The sequence below is a fragment of the Lysobacter sp. Root690 genome, assembly GCF_001427785.1.
GTDB lineage: Bacteria > Pseudomonadota > Gammaproteobacteria > Xanthomonadales > Xanthomonadaceae > Lysobacter.
In genome coordinates this window covers 164,941-185,365 of sequence record NZ_LMHM01000014.1, presented here as the reverse complement: position 1 = coordinate 185,365, position 20,425 = coordinate 164,941, and the positions used below count along the sequence as shown (strand labels likewise).

The following is a 20,425-nucleotide window of genomic DNA, read 5'->3' as shown; positions in this document are numbered from 1 at the left end:
TCAGCCGCGGTCTGTCATGAGTTTGTTCGTCCTCGGCATCAACCATCAGACCGCACCGGTCAGCCTGCGCGAACGCGTGGCGTTTTCCGGCGACGCGGTCGCGTCCGCGCTCGCCGCGCTGCGCGCGCTGGCGCCGGTGCGCGAGGTCGCGCTGCTGTCGACCTGCAACCGCACCGAGCTGTACGCGGTGGCCGAAGACGGCGGCGATGCGCTGGCGCAGTGGCTGGCCACGCATCCCGACGATGCCGGCGATCTGCATGCGTATCTGTATCGCCATCGCGACGCCGATGCGGTGCGGCATCTGTTCCGGGTCGCGACCGGACTGGATTCGCTGGTGCTCGGCGAACCGCAGATTCTCGGTCAGGTGAAGGATGCCTGGGCCAGCGCGCGCGCCGCCGGCACCCTCGGCAGCCAGCTCGACCGTCTGTTCCAGCAAGCGTTCTCGACCGCCAAACGCGCGCGCACCGACACCCGCATCGGCGCCAACCCGGTGTCGGTGGCGTCGGCCGCGGTGCGGCTGGCGCAGGAATCGTTCGCGCGCCTGGACGATTCGACCGTGCTGCTGATCGGCGCGGGCGAGACGGTGGAACTGGCGGCGCGGCATCTGGTCCAGGCGAAGGCCAAGCGCTTGCTGATCGCCAACCGCACCCTCGCCCACGCCCAGGACCTCGCCACACGCCATGGCGGCGTCGCGTTGCCGCTCAGCGAACTCGACCGCCACCTGGGCGAGGCCGACATCGTGCTGTCGGCGACCGCGAGCCGCGAACCGGTGTTGCGCAAGCCGCAGGTCGCCGCCGCCCTGGCCACGCGCAAGCACCGGCCGATGCTGCTGCTGGATCTGGCGGTGCCGCGCGATATCGCCGCCGATGTGGCCGAGCTCAAGGACGTGTTCCTCTACACCGTCGACGATCTGGAACGCTCGATCGAAGACAACCGCCGCGGCCGCCGCGAAGCGGCGACCGAGGCCGAAGCCATCGTCGACCTGCAGGTCGCGCGCTTCGTCGAAACCCTGGCCGCGAGCACCCGCACCGCGCCGATCAAGCGCCTGCGCGATCACGGTCAGGCCGCGCGCGAAGAAGTGCTGGCCAAGGCACGGCAGCAACTGCAATCGGGTCAGGATCCAGCCGAGGTGCTCAACTTCCTCGCCCACACCCTGACCAACCGCCTGCTGCACGCGCCGACCATCGCATTGCGCGAAGCCGCGCTGACCGGCAATCCGGAGTTGGCGCGGGCGGCGGACAAGATGTTTCCCGCGGTGGGATTGGAGATTCGGGATTCGGGATTCGAAAAAGCCGATGCGGACGAGCCTTAGCGACACTCTCGCTCGCTTGTGCATGTGCTTTTGCCAATCCCGAATCCCCACTCCCGAATCCCGGCCTCCATGACCCCCACCCTGCGCCGCAAACTCGAAGCCCTGGTCGAACGCCGCGAAGAACTCGAACGGCTGCTCGGCGATCCGGGCGTGATCGGCGACAACGACCGCTTCCGCAAGTTGTCGCGCGAATTCGCCCAGCTCGAACCGGTCGCGATCGCGCTGGCCGAGGAAGCGCGGGCCAAGGCCGACCTCGCCGCGGCCGAGGCGATGCGCAACGATCCGGAACTGCGCGAACTGGCCGACGAGGAAATCCTCGCCGCGCACGCGCGGCTGGAGCAGCTCGATGTCGAACTGCTCGCGCACCTGATCCCGAAAGACCCGCGCGACGACGGCGACCTGTATCTGGAAGTGCGCGCCGGCACCGGCGGCGACGAGGCGGCGATCTTCGCCGGCGACCTGTTTCGGATGTATGCGCGCTATGCCGAACGCCAGGGCTGGAAGGTCGAGATCGAATCGTCCAATCCCGGCGAACACGGCGGTTACAAGGAAATCATCGGCCGGGTCGAAGGCCGCGGCGCGTATTCCAGGCTCAAATTCGAATCCGGCACCCACCGCGTGCAGCGCGTGCCCGAAACCGAATCGCAGGGCCGCATCCATACCTCGGCGGCGACCGTGGCGATCATCGCGGTGGAGCCCGAGGGCGAGCCGATCGAGATCAATCCGGCCGATCTGAAGGTCGACACCTTCCGTTCCTCCGGCGCCGGCGGCCAGCACGTCAACAAGACCGAATCGGCGATCCGCATCACCCACATTCCCAGCGGCGTGGTGGTCGAGAACCAGACCGAACGCAGCCAGCACGCCAACCGCGACAAGGCGCTCAAGCGTCTGCAGGCGATGCTGTCCGACGCCGCGGCGGCCAAGGCCGCGGCCGCGCAGGCGCAGGACCGGCGCCTGCAGGTCGGCAGCGGCGACCGCAGCCAGCGCATCCGCACCTACAACTTTCCGCAGGGCCGGATCACCGACCATCGCGTCGAGGGCCTGACCCTGTACGACCTGCCGAACATCGTGGCCGGCGATCTGGACGGATTGATCGGACGTCTGATCCACGAGCATCAGGCCGACGAACTGGCGCGCTTGTCGGCGAGTTGAGTCGCGCGCACCGCGATATCGCCCGATCGCCGGCAATACCAACAACCCCCTGTAGGAGCGGCGTAAGCCGCGACCGCGACACCACGCTTACGGCGCCAGTGCGGTTTCGCGGTCGAGCCTCAAGACAAGCTGCGTCCGCGACATCGCGCATGCGACGTATGCGCGGTTTCGCGGTCGCGGCTCGCGCCGCTCCTACAGGAAGCTACGGCGACGATCGCGCGCGACTGAGTGGCCGCATCGGGCAATGGCTCACACCCCGCGCCGATGCGCGATCCCGGGTCATGACGTTACGCGGCCCCAGCGGCCATAATCGGCCATCTCCCGCCGGACCGACTTCTTCATGAGCCTCACTGTCCGCCGCGCCGGTCTCGACGACCTCGACCTGCTCGCACCGCTGTTCGACCGTTACCGGCATTTCTACACCCAGCGTTTCGACGAAGCGGTATCGCGCTCGTTCCTCGGCGAACGCCTGAGCCGCGGCGACTCGGTGCTGCTGCTGGCCGCGCTGGACGGCGACGACGGCGCCGGCTTCACCCAGTTGTATCCGATGTTCTCCTCGGTACGCGCGGCGCGGGTGTGGGTACTCAACGATCTGTTCGTCGAAGCGCATGCGCGCCGCCGCGGCGTCGCCCAGGCGCTGCTGGACGCGGCGGCGACGTTCGCGCGCGCCGACGGCGCGGCGCGACTGGAACTGGAAACCAACCACGACAACCTCGGCGCGCAGGCGTTGTACGACGCCGCGGGCTGGCAACGGTTCGACGGTACCCAGCGCTACCATCTGCCGCTGCAGCCGGTCGCGTCGGCGTGAACCCGGGTCGGATCCGCATCGCATGAACGATCCACGCACCAACCTGCGCCGGGCGCTGCAAGTCAATCCTGGCGACGCCATGGGCTGGGTCAGCCTGGCCGATTACGAACTCGACGCCGGTGACGCGCGCAGCGGCGAAGCCTCGGCGCGGCGCGCGCTGAGCCTGCGTCCGGGCCATCCCGAAGCGCTGGCGCGGCTGGGCCGCGCGCAATGGATGCTGGGCCAGCGCGAACAAGCGGTCACCAGCCTGCGCGCGGCCGCGCGCAGCGCGCCGCAGCACCCGGGCATCGCGGTGTGGTTGGCGCATGCGCTGGAGGACATCGGCGACGGCGAAGGCGCGCTGGCCGCGTATGCGCACGCGCACGCGCTGGCGCCGCGGCATGCGCAGTTCGCGGCCTACCTGCTCGCCTGGCGCCGGCGCCTGTGCGATTGGTCCGATCTGGACGCGCTCGCCCGTCAGGTGCGCGACGCGGTCGCGCATAGCGAGGCCTCGGTCGAACCGTTCGCGTTTCTCAGCGAAGACACCAGCGCCGCCGAACAGCGCCGCTGCGCCGGCCTGCGCGCGGCGCAGATCGCGGGCGTGGTGCGGCCGCTGCCGCCGGCGCCGGCCAAGGACCCGGCCGCGCCGATACGCGCCGGTTTCCTGTCCAACGGCTTCGGCGCGCATCCCACCGGCCTGCTGACCGTGGCTTTGTTCGAAGCGCTGCGCAAACGCGGCGGTCTCGACGTGCAGTTGTTCGCGCTCAACGGCGACGATGACAGCCCGATCCGGCGCCGCCTGCACGAAGCGGTCGCGGTGATGCACGACGTCAGCCGGCAACCGCACGATCAGGTGGCCGCCACCATCCGCCGCGCCGGCATCGACGTGCTGTTCGACCTGCGCGGCTGGGGCGGCGGCGGCGCGCCGGAAGTGCTGGCGATGCGGCCGGCGCCGGTGCAGGTCAACTGGCTCGCCTACCCGGGCACCTCGGGCGCGCCGTGGATCGATTACGTGCTCGCCGATCGTTATGTGCTGCCCGAGGCGCTGGCCGCCGATTTCAGCGAAACCGTGGCCTGGCTGCCGCGCTGTTTCCAACCCTCCGACACCCGCCGCGAACTGCCGCTGCCGCCGCCACGCGGCGACTGCGGTCTGCCCGAGGATGCGGTGGTGTTCTGCTGTTTCAACAACAGCTACAAACTCAACCCGCACAGCATGGCGCGCGCGCTGGCGGTGCTGCGCGGCGTGCCCGGCAGCGTGCTGTGGCTGATGTCCGGACCCGGCCGCGCCGACCAGCGCCTGCGCGAATTCGCCGTGCAACAAGGGCTAGCGCCGGAGCGGCTGGTGTTCATGCGCAAACAGCCGCATGCCGACTACCTGGCGCGATTGCGCCATGCCGATCTGTTTCTCGACACCAACCCCTACAACGCCCACACCACCGCGTCCGACGCGTTGTGGGCCGGCTGCCCGGTGCTGACCCGACCCGGCGCGACCTTCGCCGCGCGCGTGGCCGGCAGCCTCAATCATCATCTGGGCATGGATTCGATGAACATGGCCGACGACGATGCCTTCGTCGCCCGCGCGATCGCCCTGGGCAACGACCGCGAAGCGCTGGCCGATGTGCGCAAGCAATTGGCCGAGCGTCGCCGCGACAGCGGCCTGTTCGACATGGACGGGTTCGCGGTCGATTTCGCCGCGATGACGATCGCCATGGCGCGGCGGCAGCGCAAGGGCGAGGCGCCCACCGTTCTGCAGGGGCCGGCGCGTTAGCGCTGGTCCTGGATGCAAACCATTCCCGCACATGCCTCTAACGTCCCCCGCCATCATTTGCGCTAGGCTGCATCCATGACCGCAGAACGCGATTTCATCCCCCTGAACCTGTGCGTGCTGACCGTGTCCGACAGCCGCAGCCTGGCCGAAGACAGTTCCGGCGATTACCTGATCCAGTCGCTGACCGATGCCGGCCATCGCCTGGTCGAACGCAAGCTGCTGCCCGACGATCGCTACAAGCTGCGCGCGGCGGTGTCGCAATGGATCGCCGACGACGGCGTCGACGGCATCCTGGTCACCGGCGGCACCGGCTTCACCGGCCGCGATTCCACGCCCGAGGCGCTGCTGCCGCTGCTGGACAAGGAAATGCCGGGCTTCGGCGAACTGTTCCGCGCGATCAGCTATGAGGAGATCGGCACCTCGACCCTGCAATCGCGCGCCTTCGCCGGATTGGCCAACGCGACCTTTTTGTTCTGCCTGCCGGGGTCGACCTCGGCCTGCCGCACCGCCTGGGAAAAGATCGTCAGCGCGCAGCTCGACGCGCGCACCCGGCCGTGCAACCTCGCCACATTGCGTCCCCGCCTCAAGGAGTGATCGGCATGTCGCTCGATACCACCCTGCGTTTGTTGACCAAGGCCAGCGGCCTGAGCGTCACCGACCTGGCCACCGCGATCCCGCGCGCCGGCGCGGCCACCGTCAGCGCCTGGCTGCGCGGCGACAAGCTGCCCGGCCGCGATCAGGTCGATGCGCTCGCGCGCGCGTTCGGCGTACCCGCCGGCGCCCTGCTCGCCGATCTGGCCAGCACCCTGGATCCGGCCCGCACCCAGGGCGAACACGACCTGCTCGCGGCGTATCGCGCGCTGAGCACCAAGCAACAGGGCGCGCTGCTCGAAGTGGCGACCGCGATGGCCGGCACCAAGCGCGGCGCGGCCGGCAAGCCCGCGGCGAAATCCAGCGGATCGAAAAAGGCCAGACGATGAGCGGACTCAAGCGCAAGGACTACGAGGCGCAGCTCGAAGCGCTGCAACTGGACCTGACGGCGATGGCGCGCTGGGTGCAGCACCACGGCAAGCGCGTGGTGGTGCTGCTGGAAGGCCGCGACACCGCCGGCAAGGGCGGCGCGATCAGCGCCCTGTCCGAACACCTCAACCCGCGCCAATGCCACGTCGTCGCGCTGTCCAAGCCCAGCGAACGCGAAAGCGGCCAGTGGTATTTCCAGCGCTACGTGCCGCACCTGCCCGCGGCCGGCGAGATCGCCTTGTTCGATCGCAGCTGGTACAACCGCGCCGGCGTCGAAAGCGTCATGGGCTTCGCCAAGCCCGAGCAGGTCAAGGCCTTCCTCAAGCAGGCGCCGGTGTTCGAAAAGCTGCTGACCGACGACGGCATCGTGCTGTTCAAGTACTGGCTGTGCTGCGACCAGAAAGAGCAGGAGGAGCGCTTCGCCGAACGGCTGGAGGACCCGCTCAAGCGCTGGAAGCTGTCGCCGATCGACCTGGAAGCGCGCAAGCATTACGACGACTACACCAAGGCGCGCGAGGTCATGCTCGAAGCCACCCACAGCAAGCACGCGCCGTGGACGCTGGTGGATTTCAACGATCAGCGCCAGGGCCGGCTGAGCCTGATCCGCGATCTGCTGTCGCGGCTGCCGGAAACGAAGCTGCCGGAGACCGAGCTTGAGTTTCCGCCGCTGAAGGGCAAGCCGTCGAAGGAGAAGTACGGGGTGCTCAAGCCTATTGGGCGTGGGAAGTAGGCTGTTTTTGGTTCGGGATTTGGGATTTGGGATTTGGGATTTGGGAATCGGGTATCGGGTATCGGGAATCGGGAATCGGGAATCGGGAATCGTATTAAGACTCGAGGTTCGAGGTTCGAGGTTCGAGGTTCGAGGTTCGAGGTTTACAGCCTAGACCGACACGCGATCCGCTATTGCTCGTCATCCCCGCGAAGGCGGGGATCCAGAGACTTCAGCGCCATGTCGCGATAAAGCTCTCGATGTTCGGTGAGTGGAAGTAAACGCGTGAGAATGACGTCTGACTAAAGCGCAGCTATTTCCGGCAAGACCCTTCGCATGACGCTGAAGTCTCTGGATCCCCGCCTTCGCGGGGATGACGGTCTGAGGGATGACGGTCTGCGCGATGACGGTCTGGTGGATGACGGACTGAGGCGTGACGGTCTGATGGATCACTGACTGATGGATGTTCGGCATCCGACGCCCACACACATCTAACGCTTACCCATCCTGCGACCGCCGATACGGCTGGAACAACTGCAGCAGCCACGGCTTCTGCGCCAGCACCAGACTCACTCCGACCCGCTCCTGCGCGCTCAGCGAGGCATCGCGCGCCAACAGCGCGTCGAACTCGCGCGCGACCTCGCCCAGCCGCTGCTTGAGCTGACGGATGCCGGCGGTGCTCAGCGCGCCGCTGAGCAACAGCAGCACGTCCTGCTCGCCGTCGAATGGATCGGCGAAGAAATCGCCGAGCAGGCGATGGCGGAAATAGCGTTCCATCGGCCCGTCGGCGCGCCAGCGGAAATTGCGCGCGGTCAGCGGCCGGCCGCGGTTGCCGGGCATCAGTTCGATGATCCCGAGCCGGTCCAGCCGCACCAGCAGCGCGGTCCACTGCGCGTTGTCGAAATTGAAGTGGGCCTGGACGTCGGCCTGCTTCCAGCGGTTCAAGGTCAGGAACAAGGCCAGCAGCAGCGCCGGTTCGTCGACCAGCGCCTGCTCCTGCGCCTCGCTGAGCGCGGCCATCGGCGCGCGTCCGCGCGCGGACTCGGCGCTGAGCTCGGCCAGGCCGATGTCGAGCACCTCGCACACCTCCTCCAGCCGCTGCAGGCTCATCGCCCGACGCGAGAACATGCGTTTGACCGCCGCCTCGCTGAGCTTCAACCGCACGGCGAGATCGCGATAGGTCAGGTCCTGGGCGCGCAGAAAGCGCTTGAGGGCGTCGACGAGTTCTAGAGAGAGGGCCATGGGGTATCACAATACGCTACCGGGCAGTCCAGTCCGAGCCACTTTGTCGATGATTGTTGCAATCGCCGCGGGCCGCGCCGAGGGTTGGCTCCACACCAGGACCAGGTTGCTCGAATGCCACGGATTGCCGAACGCATGCTCCCCCGGGTTCTGATGGGTTTGGCCGTCGCAGGCTTGCTGGCAGGGATGCCGGCAAGGGCGGCGGGGCAATCGGACGCGGTCAGCCGCCAGTCCGAAGCCAGCCTCAACGCCTCCGTCGAAGTGCCGGCGGCGGCGGCGCATGCCTTGTCGCAGGGCGCCAAGTTTTCGGTCACCGGCGTCGCCGCCAGTGCGCAGGGGGTCGCGGTGACGGTGTCCGCGGCCGGCGCGGGCGCCTCGTTCGTGGTGATGTTGTCGGCCAAGGCGGCCAAGGACCTGGGCCTCGCGGTCGGCGCCTCGGTGGTGGTGTCGGCGGTGGTCGCCGGTTGGTTGATCAGCGACGCCGCCGGCCATGCGATCTGTTTCGTTCCCGACGCCGCCGCGCGCGCGCTGATCCACAGCGCGCGGGTCAGCGCATGAATTCGCTTCGCATGGGCGCGGCTTCAATCAGCGCGACCTCCATGAGCGCGACCTCGATGAGCGCGGCTTCCATGAGCGCCATCTGCAAGAACCTGTTCTCGTTCCTAGTTCGAACCTTCGTGGCTGGCAGGATGCCGGCGGCCGGCAGGAGGCTGGCCATCACGCTGGGAGTGGCAGTGGTGGTATCGGGGCTGTTGCCCGCACAAGGACGTGCGGGCACTCGCTGCGAGAACGCCACGATCAGCCCGCAAAGCGCCGCCGCGGCCGCGCAGACCGCATTGACCGTCGCCGCCGCGCTCGAGCAACGCGACGCGCCGGCCGCGCTGGTGGCGCGCGTGGGCACCGACCTGTCCGCGCAAGGGCTGGTCTACAGCCATGTCGGTTTCGTCGTGCGCGATCATCCGGCCGGGCGCTGGACTGCGGTGCATCTGCTCAACGAATGCGGCAGCGACCGTTCCAATCTGTACACGCAAGGATTGGTGAATTTCTTCGCCGACGATCTGGTCAACCAGGACGCGCGTATCGTCTGGCTGCGCCCCGAACAAGCGCAGCGGCTGGCCGAGTACCTGCGCGCATTGCCGCGCGGCGCGCTGCATCAACCGCATTACAACCTGATCGCGCGGCCCGGCAGCGCCGACTATCAGAACTCCACCGCCTGGGTGGTGGAAACGCTCGCCGCCAGCCTGCTCGAACCGGCCGATCAGAATCGGCTGAGCAACAACCGGCGCGAGGCCTACCGCGCGGCCGAACACGACGGTTTCCGTCCCGATCGCATCCACATCCCCTATTCCAAGCGCGTGCTCGGCGGCTTGTTCAGCGCCAATGTCGCCTTCACCGATCATCCGATCGGCACCCGTCTGGCCGGCGATTATCCGGTGGTGACGGTGCGCTCGATCATCGAATACCTCGAGCGCAGCGGCCATGTCGACGCGCAGCGCGAATGGCGCAACGGTCAAGTGATGACACGGTTGGGCGCGTTGTAGCGAGCGGCCGGCGGCCGGCTGGAATGGCGACGTCATCGGCGGCGCGATGCGCCGCGTGTCGTCGGATACTACGAAGATCGCGCAACGTCGCGCTGGATGTTCAAGCAACGCACGCACGCTTATCGGCCATCGAAACTCGATGGCGTCGTTCGCGCGATGCCGCCACGCCTTACGGACACGGCGGCATCGCATCGCTGCGTCACCAGAACTTGGCCTTCAATCCCAGCTCGATCAGATCGCCGCCCACGTCGGCGACGGTGCTGACGCCGTCGCCGATCGTGTCGGTGACGTCGCGGACCACGCCGCCGCCGGGGATGCCGGTCCAGTCGAGGAAATCGCCGGCCCAGCCGCCCCAATGGTCGATGGTTTCGTTGGCCAGTTCGCCGCCGCTGTCGACCAGCACGTCGACGAAATTGCCCGGGTCGGCGGCGATGGTCTTGAGCATTTCGCCCCAGCCCTTGATCAGGTCCGGGCTGACCGCCGAGGTGCCGATGCCGGTGTAATCCTGGTCGCCGTTGAACTGGCCGTAGATCTCGCGGTGCGCGTTCTCCCAGGCGTTGTGCTGGCCGCCGGACACCGACGCGAGTTGCTGGATGTCGCCGACCATCTGGGTGCTGCCCTGGAAGATCGCATCCTGACTGAGCACCGCGCCGCCATTGCAGTCGTCGGTGAAGGTGAAGGTCTGGGTGCCGCGCAGGACATGGCCGTCGAGGGTGTTGATGGTGATCGCGTTGGCGCCCGGATCCAGGCGGATCTCGACCGGCAGCCAAGTCGGCGGCGGGCCGCCGGTTTCCAGCATGTAGCGGCCGCCGTCCTCCAGGCGGCCGGCCGGCGGGCGGATTTCCATGCCGCCGGCGCCGAACACCTGCTCGGGGTTGTCGACGAAATGCTGATACGCCTCTTGCGCGGTCGCGTTGGGAATATTGCTTTGGTAGACCGCGCGGGTGACGTCGACGCCGACCTCGCCGATCGGCGGGTTGGTGTTGAGGTCGGCGAGGATGTTGCGCACGTCGCCGTCGCTGGGATAACGCGGCGTGCCCGGCGTGTGGCCGGTCAGATAACTGGCGAAGCCGCGCGTGGCCAGCGCGAGCATGTAGTCGCGCTGCTGCTCCTGCTGATTGTGGCTGCCGCCGACGGCGAGCGCGGGGTCGGGCCCTTTGACGCCGATTTCGAATTGATTGGGGCCGTAGTCGGCGTTGACCGGACGCAGGTCCGGCGCGCGCGGATCGGCCGGCGGCACGGGCGGTTTGCAGGTGTCGAGCTGGCTCGGATAGGACCGGTCGAGGGGCGGCAACATGGGGGCTCTCCTTGCGATTCGCTGCCACCATTCAAGCGTTGCCGCGTCGCGCTGCCTAGCTAGGGCGTGCCCACCCTGGTAGCGACCCTAGCAGCGTCGCCGTCGCCGTTATCGGGTTGCGTTCGATACAGACGGGCCGAACACAAGGACCGAGCCGGATCGAATCGCGCCGCGCTCAGCCGCAGACGAAACCGTCGCCGGCTTCGTTCTCGCTCGCCGACTCGCGCAGCAATGCATCGACCCGCGCCATCGGCGGGCCGTGCGCCAGCCACTGCGCCAATCGTTCGATCGCGGCCTCCTCGCCGACGGCCAGGACTTCGACCCGGCCGTCGCGCAGGTTGTTGGCGTAGCCGCGCAGTTGCAGCGACAGAGCCTGCTCGCGGGTGGAGGCGCGGAACCACACGCCCTGGACCTTGCCGGCTACGAAGAAGCGCGCAGCGCTCATGCCGTGGGCGTGGCTTGCGCAGGCTTTGCTTCTGCGGACTTTGCCGCTGCAGGCTTCGTCTCGGAGGACTCGGCTTCGAGTGGTTTCGGCCCACCGGCCTTGGCGATCGCCTCCTCGATCTTCTTCGCATCGACCGGGCCGAGGAATTTGTCGGCGACCTTGCCGTCGGGGCCGATCAGATACGTCATCGGCAAACCGCGCGGAGTGTCGAACGCGGCCGGCGGCGCGGTCACGTCGAGGATCGCGATCGGGTACGAGACCGGATGCTCTTTCAGGAACGCCTGCATGTCGGGCAGTTCGATTTCCTCGTAGGCCAGGCCGACGACTTCGATGTGTTCGCGCATCGTGTCCAGCGCGGACAGCTCGGGCATTTCCTTGATGCACGGCGCGCACCAGGTCGCCCAGAAATTCACCACCACCCAGCGGCCGCGGTGTTCGGCCAGGTCGTAGGTCTTGCCGTCGATGGTCGCGATGCGCAACTCGGGCGTGTCGGTTGCCGGCTTATCGGTCGCTGGTTTGTCGGCCGAAGGCGCAGCAGCCGGCGCGGTCGCGATGGGCTTGGCCTCAGCAGCCTTGGCCGCGTTGGGTTCGGCGGGTTTCTGGCAAGCGGCAAGCAAGACCGCGGCGATCGCCACGGCGAGCAGCGGCAGACTGCGACGGGGGGTGGCACGGGTGAGGCTGGACATCAGGATCGTTCCTCTTCGGCGTGAATGCTGGACACGCGTCGTTTCATGAGCGCGCGCAACGGCACGCGCAGTTCGTCCATCGCCGCCACCGCGGATTGACCGAGCAGGTCGTCGCGGCACGGCAACATCGCCTCGGCGATCGGAATGCGCAGGTTGCAGGCCTCGTACAGTTCGCCCAGCGACAAATCGTCGAGATCGCGCGCCAGCAGCCACTCGCCGCTTTCGGCGCGGCGCACCACGTTGATCTGGCCGAGCTGTTCGAGCATCTGCTGCACCAGGGCGTCGGTCAGCATCGGTTCGCGCTGCTGGATCTCGTCGACGTGCAGGCCGCGGCCGTCCTTGCGCGCCTCGTTGAAGCGCGCGAGCAGGCGCAGCAGGCCGTACATCTCGAAGCCCAGCGGCAGCCGCATCGACGCGGGCTGATAGCGGAACGCGGCGATCGACGAGGCCAACGACGCGCCCAGCAGCACCGCGACCCAGCTGAGATAAATCCACAGCAGGAAGATCGGCACAAACGCCAAGGTGCCGTAGATCTTCGAATACGAGCCGAAGCTGCCCAGGTAGAAACCGATGCCGCCCTTGATCAATTCGAACAGCACCATCGCCAGGAACGCGCCGGCCACGGCATGCCGCCACTTGATCGTGCGATGCGGCACGACCTTGAAGATCGCCGCGAACGCCAGCCATTCCAGGCCCATCGGCGCGGCGCGCAGCAGCAGGCCCTCCAGCCAGCGGCCCGGTTCGGTGGCGAACACTTCCATGGCGAAAAAGCGCGCCGAGATCGCCAGGCTGGCCGCGGCGATCAGCGCGCCGAGGGTCAGCACGGTCCAGTAGACCAGGAACCGGCCCAGCCGCGGCCGCGCCGACGGCACCCGCCAGATCCGGTTGAACGCGGCTTCCACGCCGTTGAGAGTGATCAGCAGCGACACCACCAGCGCGATCACGCCGGCGGTGGTGAGCTGGCCGGCGTTGGCCGAGAACTGCTTGAGGTAGCTCTCCACCGAGCGCGCCGCCGACGGCACGAAGTTGGAGAAGATGTAGTCGCTGAGGCGGTCGCTCCATTCGCCGAACATCGGGAACGCCGAGAGCACGCCGAACACCACCATCGACAGCGGCACCAGCGCGAACACGGTCGTGTACGACAGCGCGCCGGCGGCCTGGAACAGGTTGTCGTCGAGGAAGCGCTTCGCCAGGAAGCGGAAGAACGTGCTCATGCGCGCGCGGTCGCGCACGCGGTCGGCCCAGCGGTAGATCGAGTCCAAAGGTTCCATCCGCCGCAGGGTAACCGATGGGGTGTGGGGGTGGCATGCAGTGATGGTTCGAGTCGAATCGGACCGTGTGCCCTCATCCGGCCCTGCGGGCCACCTTCTCCCGCTTGCGGGAGAAGGGAACAAAGCCGCCGCGCCTGCAAAGCCACTGCGTATTCGAAGCCCCTCTCCCGCTTGCGGGAGAGGGGTTGGGGTGAGGGCCCGCACGCCACCTCGACGCATTCCTCTATCCTTTCCCCCGCAAAGGAGAATTCGATGACCGAAGTACTGGTGCTCTACTACAGCCGCGGCGGATCGGTGGCTCGGCTCGCGCGACAGATCGCGCGCGGGATCGGCGAGGTCGACGGCGTCAGCGCGCGCGTGCGCAGCGTGCCGCCGGTGGCCGCGGTCACCCAGACCGCCGCGCCGCCGGTGCCCGAGGACGGCGCCCCGTACGTGGACGCGCGCGATCTGGTCGAATGCGCCGGCCTGGTGCTCGGCAGCCCGACCCGCTTCGGCAACATGGCCGCGCCGGTCAAGCACTGGCTGGACGGGCTCGGCGCCGAATGGGCCAGCGGCACCCTGGTCGGCAAGCCGGCGGCGGTGTTCACCTCGACCGCGACCCAGCACGGCGGCCAGGAATCGACCCTGCTGACGATGATGGTGCCGCTGCTGCACCACGGCTGCGTGATCGTCGGCATTCCCTACACCGAGCCCGCGCTCAGCCACACCCGCGGCGGCGGCACGCCCTACGGCGCCAGCCACGTCGCCGGCGCCCAGGACGACCCGCAGCCCAGCGAGGACGAGGCGATCCTCGCCCGCGCGCTCGGCCGCCGGGTCGCCGAGCTGGTCGCCAAGGTGAGCCGTTGAACGCGCCGCGCGATCCGCGGGATACCGCGCCGCCCGCGCAGGCATCGGCCGGCGCGCACTGGACCCTGCTGGGTTCGCTGATCGCCCTGGCCGCGCTGTTTTCGCTGTGGTACCTGCTGCCACGCGAGCATCTGGCCGCCGGCCTGCTGGTGTTCGTGCTGCCGCCGACGCTGCTCGCGATCGGCGTCGCGATGCGCAGCCGTCTGGCCGGGTACTGGGCCGGCGTGCTGGCGCTGGGCTGGTTCTGCCACGGAGTGATGCTGGCCTGGTCGTCGCCGGCCGAGCGCGGCTACGCCTTGATCGAAGTGGCGCTGGCGCTGGCGGTGATCTTCGCGGCCAATCTGGCCGGAGTGAAGGCGCGGTTCTCCAAGAAACCCTGATCTTCAGGGGCGCAAGCGGCGTGGCAACGGCCCTCGCAAGCCACCCCACCGGCGCATTCGCGCAAGCAGCCGAGCCGGTACATCCCGAAGAGGTTCTTCGCGAGAACGAGGGTTCGCGGTCGCGGCTCGTGAGCGAAAGACATCCAGGCGGACGCCGCTCCTGCAGTCGCGTCCGGACCTATCGGTACGGATCTCGCGATGTCGCCGCCGCGCCTGCGCAAACGCCCACGCGCGGCTGGACCTATAATCGCCGTCTCCCCGACCTCGCGAATCCTCCACGATGGACCAGCTCTGCATCGTCACCACCGGCGGCACGATCGACAAGATCTACTTCGACGACAAGTCGGACTACCAGATCGGCGAACCGCAGATCGGCCGCATTCTCGACGAGCTCGGCGTGGCCTTCCGCTACAGCGTGATTCCGATCATCCGCAAGGATTCGCTGCACATCACCAGCGCCGACCGCGAGCTGATCCGCGCCGCGATCGCCGCCCAGGACGCGCGGCACGTGCTGGTCACCCACGGCACCGACAGCATGGTCGAGACCGCCAAGGTGCTCGCCACCATCCCCGGCAAGACCATCGTCCTGACCGGCGCGCTGAACCCGGCGCGGTTCCGCGGCTCGGACGCCGAGTTCAATATCGGCACCGCGGTCGGCGCGGTGCAGTCGCTGCCGGCCGGCGTCTACATCGCCATGAACGGGCGGATCTGGGACCCGGCCAAGGTCCGCAAGAACGTCGAAGCCAACCGTTTCGAAGCGCTGTGAACCGCGCTGCGGTGTGATCGCGCGGCGCGGGCCAAACCTGGACCGGGACTGCCCCGGGTTCGGCCCATATCGGCAAACCCGTCCGCGCATCACATCGCAAGCTCCACCTGCGTCTCGCGGTTCGCCAACACCGTCGCGCATTTGGGTCCACATCGGGTGTGGATTGAGCCCTTGCGGCGCCCCGCGATGGATTAGCATCGACGGCTTGTCCACTGCTGCGGTGATCTTCATGCGTCGAATCGTTCCGGCCCTGACGGTGTCTGCGTTGGCGCTGCTCGCGCTGGCGGCCTGCCAGAAACCCGCCGAACCCGCCCAGCCCGCCGCCACGGCCCAGACCGACACCGGCAAGGCGCCGGCGGCCGCTCCGGCCGACGCCGCCTCCAACCCGCTGGAACCGCCCGCGCGGGTGCTGCGCAACGACGCGATCGGCTACGACGGCTTCAACGGCGGCACCGAGGCCGGCGCGGTCAGCGCCAAATTCGGCGCCGATGCAGCGGCCGTGCGCGGCGCCTGGGGCGGCGAGATGAAGGACAACAACGGCCAGCGCCCCGACGCCAAGTGCTACCTGCTGTACCCGGTGCGCGGCGCGATCACCCACCAGTACGGCTTTCTGATGGGCGCCGACGGCCTGACCGGCATCGACGTCTACGATCCCAAGGCGCTCGCCCCCGGCGGCGGCCGCATAGGCATGAGCATCGACGAGATCAACAAGGCCTACCCCGGCAAGGTCAAGCAAATCCCCAACCCGAGCTTCGAAGGCGCCGCGTTCCTGCAGGTGTCGGCGCCGGACGGCAAGGACACCCAACTGGTGTTCGAGACCGACGCGCTCGGCAGCGTCACCAACTGGCGCATCGGCAAGCGCGGCGCGATCGAACCCGACGAAAGCTGCACCCGCTGATCCGGCGGTCCGCATCCCGCGACGATCCGGACCCTCGGCCCGGATCGTCGCCACCGCCCCGCCCTCAGCGCCCGGCGGTCTTGCCCACCTCGCCCAGGAACGCCAGCCCCAGCTTGGCGAACGGCACGCTCGCCTGCGCCGACTGACCGACGCTGGCCAGGGTGTCGTTGGCGGTGTGGATGTACGGCGAATAGCCGCCGTTGGCGTTGCCGCCTTCGAAATACATCGCCGCCGGATAACCCGCCGCGGTCCACGAGGCGTGATCGGAACAGCCGTAGTTGCAGGTGTAGCTGCCCAGCCGCAGGCTGCCGCCGAGGTAGGTCGCGAACAGATCGCGCAGCAACTGCTGCAGGCCGGCGTTGGAGAAGTCGTTGATCACCCGCACGTCCGGCGCGGTGCTAGTGCGGTAGTTGGTCATGTCCAGTTGCAGCACGCCGACCACGTTGACGCCGCGCGCCTTGAAATCCGCGGCGATCGCCTTGGAACCGCGCAGGCCGATCTCCTCGGCCGCATAGCCCATCAGCTTGATCGTGCGCTTGGGCCGGTAGCCGTTGGCCATGGCGATGCGCAGCACCTCGGTCAGGGTGGCGATGCCGGAGGCGTCGTCGTCGGCGCCGGGCGCGCGCATGTTTTCGCCGCTGCCGCTGTTGGAAATCGTGTCCAGGTGCGCGCCGAGCACCACCACTTCGTTCGGCAGTTCATTGCCGCGGATGGTCAGGATCACCGACGGTTGCGAACCGCAGCCGCTGCAGTTGAACAGTTCGGTGCTGACGTCGCTGCGGCCGTTGCCGAGCGCGGCCCAGCGGTCGCGGACCCAGGTCGCCGCGTTGCGGCCGTGGTTGGTGCTGGCGTGGCGGTTCGGCCAGTTGCCCGACAGCGACTGGATGGTCGCGCGGATGTTGGCTTCGCTGACTTGGCCCAGCCAGGGCGTGACCGTGGCCTGGTTGTCGATCGCATAGCTGGCGAAGGCGGTGTTCATCGCTTCCGCGCTGCGGTCGTTGCGCACGAAGGCTTCGGCTTCGGCGCGGCTGTCGAAGGCGAAATAGCCGCCGCAACGGCGTTCCTTTTCGTGCACGTGGCGGCTCAGGTCGGTGAGCTGATGGGTCTGCAACTCGGACACGACCAGGGCCGCGCCGCTGCGGGCGACGCGGGCGCTGGCGTTGCGCGCGAGCGTGCTCAAGCCGGCGTCGTGGGTCTGGCGTGAGGTCACCACGTACACCGGCTTGAACGGATCGGATTGCGCGGCGGCCGGTGCGGGATCGACCTTGGCCGGAGTGATCCGGGTGAGACCGGCGCGGTCGGACTGCGCGAACGCCGGCGCGACCGCGGCCAACGAGAGCAGCGAGAGGGATAACAGGATCGAACGTTGCACGGTGAGGCTCCTTGAATGAGGGCGCCGCACACGACGCAGTGCGGATTGCGCGATCGATGCCGCCGCGATGCCGCGCGCGGTACCGCCGTATTCGCCGGATCCGTGATCACTGGTCTTTGATCCATGACCCTGACCCGACGCTGCGTCGTCGACCGATCGCCTGCCCCTGGGCGACGTCGATGCTCGCGATTCCAGGCTAGAGGAGCTCGTGTCGCTCTCGGCCCCCGCCATGCATTCGTCGCATGCGCATGCGGGTGATCGCCGTCATGCAAATCGGCGAATCAGACGAGTCCGAATCGGCTTGCCTTGCATTCGCTGTCCATCCGTCGGCGCGCATTCCATCGAGCGATCGCCATGCCGAACGGACGATCAGCGTCCGCGCTCGACATAAAAAAACCCCGGCCGAAGCCGGGGTCGCAAACGTCTCGGTCGTTACGGCCGTGCGGCGAACCGATGCGCGACGGCATCGGTTCGCCACCGTCGATCAGAACGTGATGCTCCAGGTGTCGATGCGGCCGACGTCGTTGCTGGCGTTGTCGTTGACCCGCAGCTTCCACGCGCCGTTGAGAGTTTCGCTGGAGAGATTGAAAGTGAAGGTGCCGGTCACGTTGTCGGCGCTGCCGCCGGTGCGGTTGTGGATGTTGTAGAGCGAACCGTCCGGTGCGACCAGGTCGACCTTGATGTCCTGCTTGTAGGTATGAAGGATGTTGACCGACACCGAGGCGTTGGTCGGCGCGTTGCCGGTGCGGCCCGACACGTTGATCGTGCTTTCGACCGTGGCGTTGTCGGTGATCGCGACGTCGGTGCCGTTGGTGTAGGTCTGCACGCCGGGGCCCGGGCCGGGACCGGTGCCGGCGGTCTTGCCGAGCTCACCGAGGAAGGCCAGGCCGAGCTTCGCGAACGGCACGCTGTTGGCCGCCGAGTTGCTCATGTTGGCCAGGGTGTCGTTGGGCGTGTGGATGTACGGCGAGTAGCCGCCGTTGGCGGTGCCGCCTTCGAAATAGATCGCCGCCGGAAAACCCGCCGCGGTCCACGACGCGTGATCCGAGCAGCCATAACCGCAGGTGTAGCTGCCGACGGTGCCGCCGAGATAGGTGGTGTACAGCTCACGCAGGAACTGTTGCAGGCTGGAGTTGGAGTAGTCGCTGACCAGGCGCACCGCCGGCGCGCCGCTGACGCGGTAGTTGGTCATGTCCAGCTGCAGCACGCCGACCACGTTGACGCCGCGGTTCTGGAAATCGGTGGCGATCGCCTTCGATCCGCGCAGGCCGACTTCCTCGGCCGCGTAGCCCATGAACTTGATCGTGCGCTTGGGCTTGTAGCCACTGGCCATGGCCACGCGCAGCACTTCGGTCAAGGTGGCGATGCCCGAGGCATCGTCGTCGGCGCCCGGCGCGTTCATTGCATCGCCGCTGCCGCTGCTGGAGATCGAGTCCAGATGCGCGCCGAGCACGACCACTTCGTTCGGCAGTTCGCTGCCCTGGATGGTCAGGATCGCCGAGGGTTGGGTCGAGCAGTTGGTGCAACCGGTGTACAGCTCGGCGGTGACGTCGCTGCGGCCGTTGGCCAGGCCCTGCCAGGTGTCCTTGATCCAGGTCGCCGAGGTGCGGCCGTGGGTCGAGGCGTAATAACGGTTCGGGTACGAGGTCGACAGGTGATTGATGGTGCCGCGGATATTGGCTTCGGCGACCTGGCTCAGCCACGGCGTCACCGTGGCCTGGTTGTCGATGGTGTAGGTCGCGAACTGGGCGTTGATCGCCTGCACGCTGCGATCGTTCTTGACGAAGGTTTCGGCCTCTTCGCGCGAATCGAACGCGACGAACCCGCCGCAGCGCTGTTCCTTCTCGTGGACGTGGCGGGCGATGTCGACCAGTTGGTGAGTTTTCAGTTCGGAAATCACCAGCTTGGCGCCGGCCGGATTGCTCAGGCCGAGCGAGTTGTTCGTCAGCGTCTTGACCCCGGCGTCGAAGGTGGCGCGCGAGGTCACGATGTAGACCGGCTTGAACGGATCGTCGGTGGCATCGGCCGGACGCACGTGATCGTGCGCGTGGTCCTGCGCGAACGCCGGCGCGGTGGCGGCGGCGAGCGCGAGGGCGAGCAGGGTCGGAACGAACATCGTCCGCAAGGATGAAGCGGGCACGGTGGCAGGTTGCTGATTCACGGAAAGCGCTCCTGGTTCGACGTCGCCGGCGCGATGGTTTCGGCATCGGCACGGGGACGCGGATGGACTGGGATGACGGCCGCGCGTGGCGCGGTCGTCGCGAGGGGTTTGCTGCGCGTGAAAGCGGCGCCGAACCGTGCGGGGGAAAGGTTCCGATACGCCCGGGTTTCGACCCTAAGCGGGTATGCATCATGCGAACAAGCCGCAATCGGTTCGAGCGCACATTCGCGTTCGTGACCTCAGTCATGCAACCGCGCAGTAAACGCTTACGGTGCGGATGCGGATGGTCCTGGCCGGAGCGAGGCGCGGGAAATCCGCGGAATTTTCAGGGTTTCGCCGAAGGAAACAACGCGGCGTCATGAAGCACGTCGCGCGCCGCATTGCGGTGATCGACGCAACCACCGCATCACATTTTTAGTGAGCTGTTGCGATGGATGCATGTAGAAAAGTCGCTTTCGCGAATCGATGGCCGCCGCGACCGGGGCTCGCTCGGCTGATGCTTGCACTGCCCTGCCCGCTTATTCGGCTTTGACGCATCGGTGGCTTTTGGCTCGGCGGGGCTGGGCTTCAAATACGTATCGCGCCGTTTCGCTTCGATTTCGGCTCCAACTTCGGCTCCGGATCCGGCCTCGGATCCAACTCCAACTCCGACTCCGACTTTGGCTTTGGCTTTGGCTTTGGCTTTGGCTTTGGCTTTAGCTTCGGCTTGGCTTGGCTTGGCTTGGCTTTGAGCCTGAAGCCGCGCAGTTCATGCAGCGCTGCGAAGCATGTT

Annotated in this window: 20 protein-coding genes and 2 pseudogenes; 13 read left to right on the top strand and 9 right to left on the bottom strand. The window is 67.7% G+C overall.

Annotated features, from left to right (window positions below; translation table 11 throughout):
- The first annotated feature begins 16 nt into the window (after nt 1–16).
- The 7 genes from hemA (at nt 17) to ppk2 (ending at nt 6,769) form a co-directional block, all read left to right on the top strand.
- Nucleotides 17–1,312, top strand: a complete 1,296-nt coding sequence (gene hemA, locus ASD86_RS17080; RefSeq protein WP_056113222.1) for a glutamyl-tRNA reductase — start codon at nt 17–19, stop codon at nt 1,310–1,312.
- Nucleotides 1,313–1,381: 69 nt separating this feature from the next.
- Nucleotides 1,382–2,464, top strand: a complete 1,083-nt coding sequence (gene prfA / locus ASD86_RS17075; RefSeq protein ID WP_056113219.1) for a peptide chain release factor 1 — start codon at nt 1,382–1,384, stop codon at nt 2,462–2,464.
- 340 nt (nt 2,465–2,804) lie between these two features.
- Nucleotides 2,805–3,272, top strand: a complete 468-nt coding sequence (locus ASD86_RS17070) for a GNAT family N-acetyltransferase (protein ID WP_056113215.1) — start codon at nt 2,805–2,807, stop codon at nt 3,270–3,272.
- Nucleotides 3,273–3,294: 22 nt separating this feature from the next.
- Entirely contained in the window at nt 3,295–5,019 is a 1,725-nt protein-coding gene (locus ASD86_RS17065; RefSeq protein WP_056113213.1) for a tetratricopeptide repeat protein, read from the top strand.
- Nucleotides 5,020–5,094: 75 nt separating this feature from the next.
- Nucleotides 5,095–5,613 carry a molybdenum cofactor biosynthesis protein B gene (gene moaB, locus ASD86_RS17060; RefSeq protein ID WP_056113210.1) on the top strand — a complete coding sequence of 173 codons (519 nt, stop codon included), beginning with the start codon at nt 5,095–5,097 and terminating at the stop codon, nt 5,611–5,613.
- A 5-nt stretch (nt 5,614–5,618) separates the two neighbouring features.
- A complete protein-coding gene (locus tag ASD86_RS17055; RefSeq protein ID WP_056113277.1) occupies nt 5,619–5,999 on the top strand; it encodes a helix-turn-helix transcriptional regulator in 381 nt (126 codons plus the stop codon).
- Nucleotides 5,996–6,769 (top strand): polyphosphate kinase 2, encoded by a 774-nt coding sequence (ppk2, locus tag ASD86_RS17050; RefSeq protein WP_056113206.1) that lies wholly within the window; start codon nt 5,996–5,998, stop codon nt 6,767–6,769. Before ASD86_RS17055 ends, ppk2 begins: the two co-directional genes overlap by 4 nt.
- Before the next feature lie 477 nt (nt 6,770–7,246).
- Here ppk2 and ASD86_RS17045 read toward each other — a convergent pair whose 3' ends face one another.
- Nucleotides 7,247–7,990 (bottom strand): helix-turn-helix transcriptional regulator, encoded by a 744-nt coding sequence (locus ASD86_RS17045; RefSeq protein WP_056113203.1) that lies wholly within the window; start codon nt 7,988–7,990, stop codon nt 7,247–7,249.
- Nucleotides 7,991–8,176: 186 nt separating this feature from the next.
- Between ASD86_RS17045 and ASD86_RS17040 the strand changes: the two genes are divergently transcribed.
- Nucleotides 8,177–8,548 carry a hypothetical protein gene (locus ASD86_RS17040; RefSeq protein WP_157476779.1) on the top strand — a complete coding sequence of 124 codons (372 nt, stop codon included), beginning with the start codon at nt 8,177–8,179 and terminating at the stop codon, nt 8,546–8,548.
- Here ASD86_RS17040 and ASD86_RS27975 read toward each other — a convergent pair.
- Entirely contained in the window at nt 8,538–8,708 is a 171-nt protein-coding gene (locus ASD86_RS27975; RefSeq protein WP_235567788.1) for a hypothetical protein, read from the bottom strand. The genes ASD86_RS17040 and ASD86_RS27975 overlap by 11 nt on opposite strands.
- A 16-nt stretch (nt 8,709–8,724) precedes the next feature.
- On the opposite strand from ASD86_RS27975, the gene ASD86_RS17035 reads away from it, so the two are divergent.
- A complete protein-coding gene (locus tag ASD86_RS17035) occupies nt 8,725–9,531 on the top strand; it encodes a DUF2145 domain-containing protein (protein WP_056113198.1) in 807 nt (268 codons plus the stop codon).
- 199 nt (nt 9,532–9,730) lie between these two features.
- Here the strand turns inward: ASD86_RS17035 and ASD86_RS17030 are convergent, their stop codons facing one another.
- The 4 genes and pseudogenes from ASD86_RS17030 to ASD86_RS17015 all read right to left on the bottom strand — a co-directional run bounded on the left by ASD86_RS17030 (nt 9,731) and on the right by ASD86_RS17015 (nt 13,230).
- Entirely contained in the window at nt 9,731–10,828 is a 1,098-nt protein-coding gene (locus ASD86_RS17030; RefSeq protein ID WP_056113193.1) for a hypothetical protein, read from the bottom strand.
- A gap of 175 nt (nt 10,829–11,003) precedes the next feature.
- Nucleotides 11,004–11,273, bottom strand: coding sequence for an acylphosphatase (locus ASD86_RS17025; protein ID WP_056113189.1), 270 nt, complete (start codon nt 11,271–11,273; stop codon nt 11,004–11,006).
- A gap of 104 nt (nt 11,274–11,377) precedes the next feature.
- A pseudogene (locus ASD86_RS17020) lies at nt 11,378–11,959 on the bottom strand (TlpA disulfide reductase family protein); the annotation flags it as partial.
- Complete coding sequence (locus ASD86_RS17015; RefSeq protein WP_056113186.1) at nt 11,959–13,230, bottom strand: YihY family inner membrane protein; 1,272 nt, start codon at nt 13,228–13,230, stop codon at nt 11,959–11,961. The gene ASD86_RS17015 and the pseudogene ASD86_RS17020, both read right to left, overlap by 1 nt.
- Before the next feature lie 252 nt (nt 13,231–13,482).
- Here ASD86_RS17015 and wrbA point away from each other — a divergent pair, with 252 nt between their 5' ends.
- From wrbA to ASD86_RS16995, 4 genes are all read left to right on the top strand, one after another.
- Entirely contained in the window at nt 13,483–14,076 is a 594-nt protein-coding gene (gene wrbA, locus ASD86_RS17010; protein ID WP_056113183.1) for an NAD(P)H:quinone oxidoreductase, read from the top strand.
- Between the two features lie 65 nt (nt 14,077–14,141).
- The gene (locus ASD86_RS17005) at nt 14,142–14,456 is read left to right on the top strand and encodes a DUF2069 domain-containing protein (protein ID WP_056113273.1); all 315 of its coding nucleotides are present in this window, start codon (nt 14,142–14,144) and stop codon (nt 14,454–14,456) included.
- 280 nt (nt 14,457–14,736) lie between these two features.
- On the top strand, nt 14,737–15,222 hold the full coding sequence (locus tag ASD86_RS17000) for an asparaginase domain-containing protein (protein ID WP_056113182.1): 486 nt from the start codon (nt 14,737–14,739) through the stop codon (nt 15,220–15,222).
- Nucleotides 15,223–15,451: 229 nt separating this feature from the next.
- A complete protein-coding gene (locus ASD86_RS16995) occupies nt 15,452–16,120 on the top strand; it encodes a hypothetical protein (protein WP_157476777.1) in 669 nt (222 codons plus the stop codon).
- 64 nt (nt 16,121–16,184) lie between these two features.
- Here ASD86_RS16995 and ASD86_RS16990 read toward each other — a convergent pair whose 3' ends face one another.
- The 3 genes and pseudogenes from ASD86_RS16990 to ASD86_RS27970 all read right to left on the bottom strand — a co-directional run.
- Nucleotides 16,185–17,492 carry a M20/M25/M40 family metallo-hydrolase gene (locus ASD86_RS16990; protein WP_056113176.1) on the bottom strand — a complete coding sequence of 436 codons (1,308 nt, stop codon included), beginning with the start codon at nt 17,490–17,492 and terminating at the stop codon, nt 16,185–16,187.
- A 484-nt stretch (nt 17,493–17,976) separates the two neighbouring features.
- Nucleotides 17,977–19,653: a M20/M25/M40 family metallo-hydrolase gene (locus tag ASD86_RS16985; RefSeq protein ID WP_157476775.1), complete on the bottom strand. Its 1,677-nt coding sequence runs from the start codon at nt 19,651–19,653 to the stop codon at nt 17,977–17,979.
- Nucleotides 19,654–20,220: 567 nt separating this feature from the next.
- Nucleotides 20,221–20,425, bottom strand: a pseudogene (locus ASD86_RS27970) (hypothetical protein); the annotation flags it as partial.

What these genes read in the sequence shown, in the direction of transcription:
- hemA (WP_056113222.1), top strand. Translation starts at nt 17, where the DNA reads ATGAGTTTGTTCGTCCTCGGCATCAACCATCAGACCGCACCGGTCAGC.
- prfA (WP_056113219.1), top strand. Translation starts at nt 1,382, where the DNA reads ATGACCCCCACCCTGCGCCGCAAACTCGAAGCCCTGGTCGAACGCCGC.
- ASD86_RS17070 (WP_056113215.1), top strand. Translation starts at nt 2,805, where the DNA reads ATGAGCCTCACTGTCCGCCGCGCCGGTCTCGACGACCTCGACCTGCTC.
- ASD86_RS17065 (WP_056113213.1), top strand. Translation starts at nt 3,295, where the DNA reads ATGAACGATCCACGCACCAACCTGCGCCGGGCGCTGCAAGTCAATCCT.
- moaB (WP_056113210.1), top strand. Translation starts at nt 5,095, where the DNA reads ATGACCGCAGAACGCGATTTCATCCCCCTGAACCTGTGCGTGCTGACC.
- ASD86_RS17055 (WP_056113277.1), top strand. Translation starts at nt 5,619, where the DNA reads ATGTCGCTCGATACCACCCTGCGTTTGTTGACCAAGGCCAGCGGCCTG.
- ppk2 (WP_056113206.1), top strand. Translation starts at nt 5,996, where the DNA reads ATGAGCGGACTCAAGCGCAAGGACTACGAGGCGCAGCTCGAAGCGCTG.
- ASD86_RS17045 (WP_056113203.1), bottom strand. Translation starts at nt 7,990, where the DNA reads ATGGCCCTCTCTCTAGAACTCGTCGACGCCCTCAAGCGCTTTCTGCGC.
- ASD86_RS17040 (WP_157476779.1), top strand. Translation starts at nt 8,177, where the DNA reads ATGCCGGCAAGGGCGGCGGGGCAATCGGACGCGGTCAGCCGCCAGTCC.
- ASD86_RS27975 (WP_235567788.1), bottom strand. Translation starts at nt 8,708, where the DNA reads ATGGCCAGCCTCCTGCCGGCCGCCGGCATCCTGCCAGCCACGAAGGTT.
- ASD86_RS17030 (WP_056113193.1), bottom strand. Translation starts at nt 10,828, where the DNA reads ATGTTGCCGCCCCTCGACCGGTCCTATCCGAGCCAGCTCGACACCTGC.
- ASD86_RS17025 (WP_056113189.1), bottom strand. Translation starts at nt 11,273, where the DNA reads ATGAGCGCTGCGCGCTTCTTCGTAGCCGGCAAGGTCCAGGGCGTGTGG.
- ASD86_RS17015 (WP_056113186.1), bottom strand. Translation starts at nt 13,230, where the DNA reads ATGGAACCTTTGGACTCGATCTACCGCTGGGCCGACCGCGTGCGCGAC.
- wrbA (WP_056113183.1), top strand. Translation starts at nt 13,483, where the DNA reads ATGACCGAAGTACTGGTGCTCTACTACAGCCGCGGCGGATCGGTGGCT.
- ASD86_RS17000 (WP_056113182.1), top strand. Translation starts at nt 14,737, where the DNA reads ATGGACCAGCTCTGCATCGTCACCACCGGCGGCACGATCGACAAGATC.
- ASD86_RS16995 (WP_157476777.1), top strand. Translation starts at nt 15,452, where the DNA reads ATGCGTCGAATCGTTCCGGCCCTGACGGTGTCTGCGTTGGCGCTGCTC.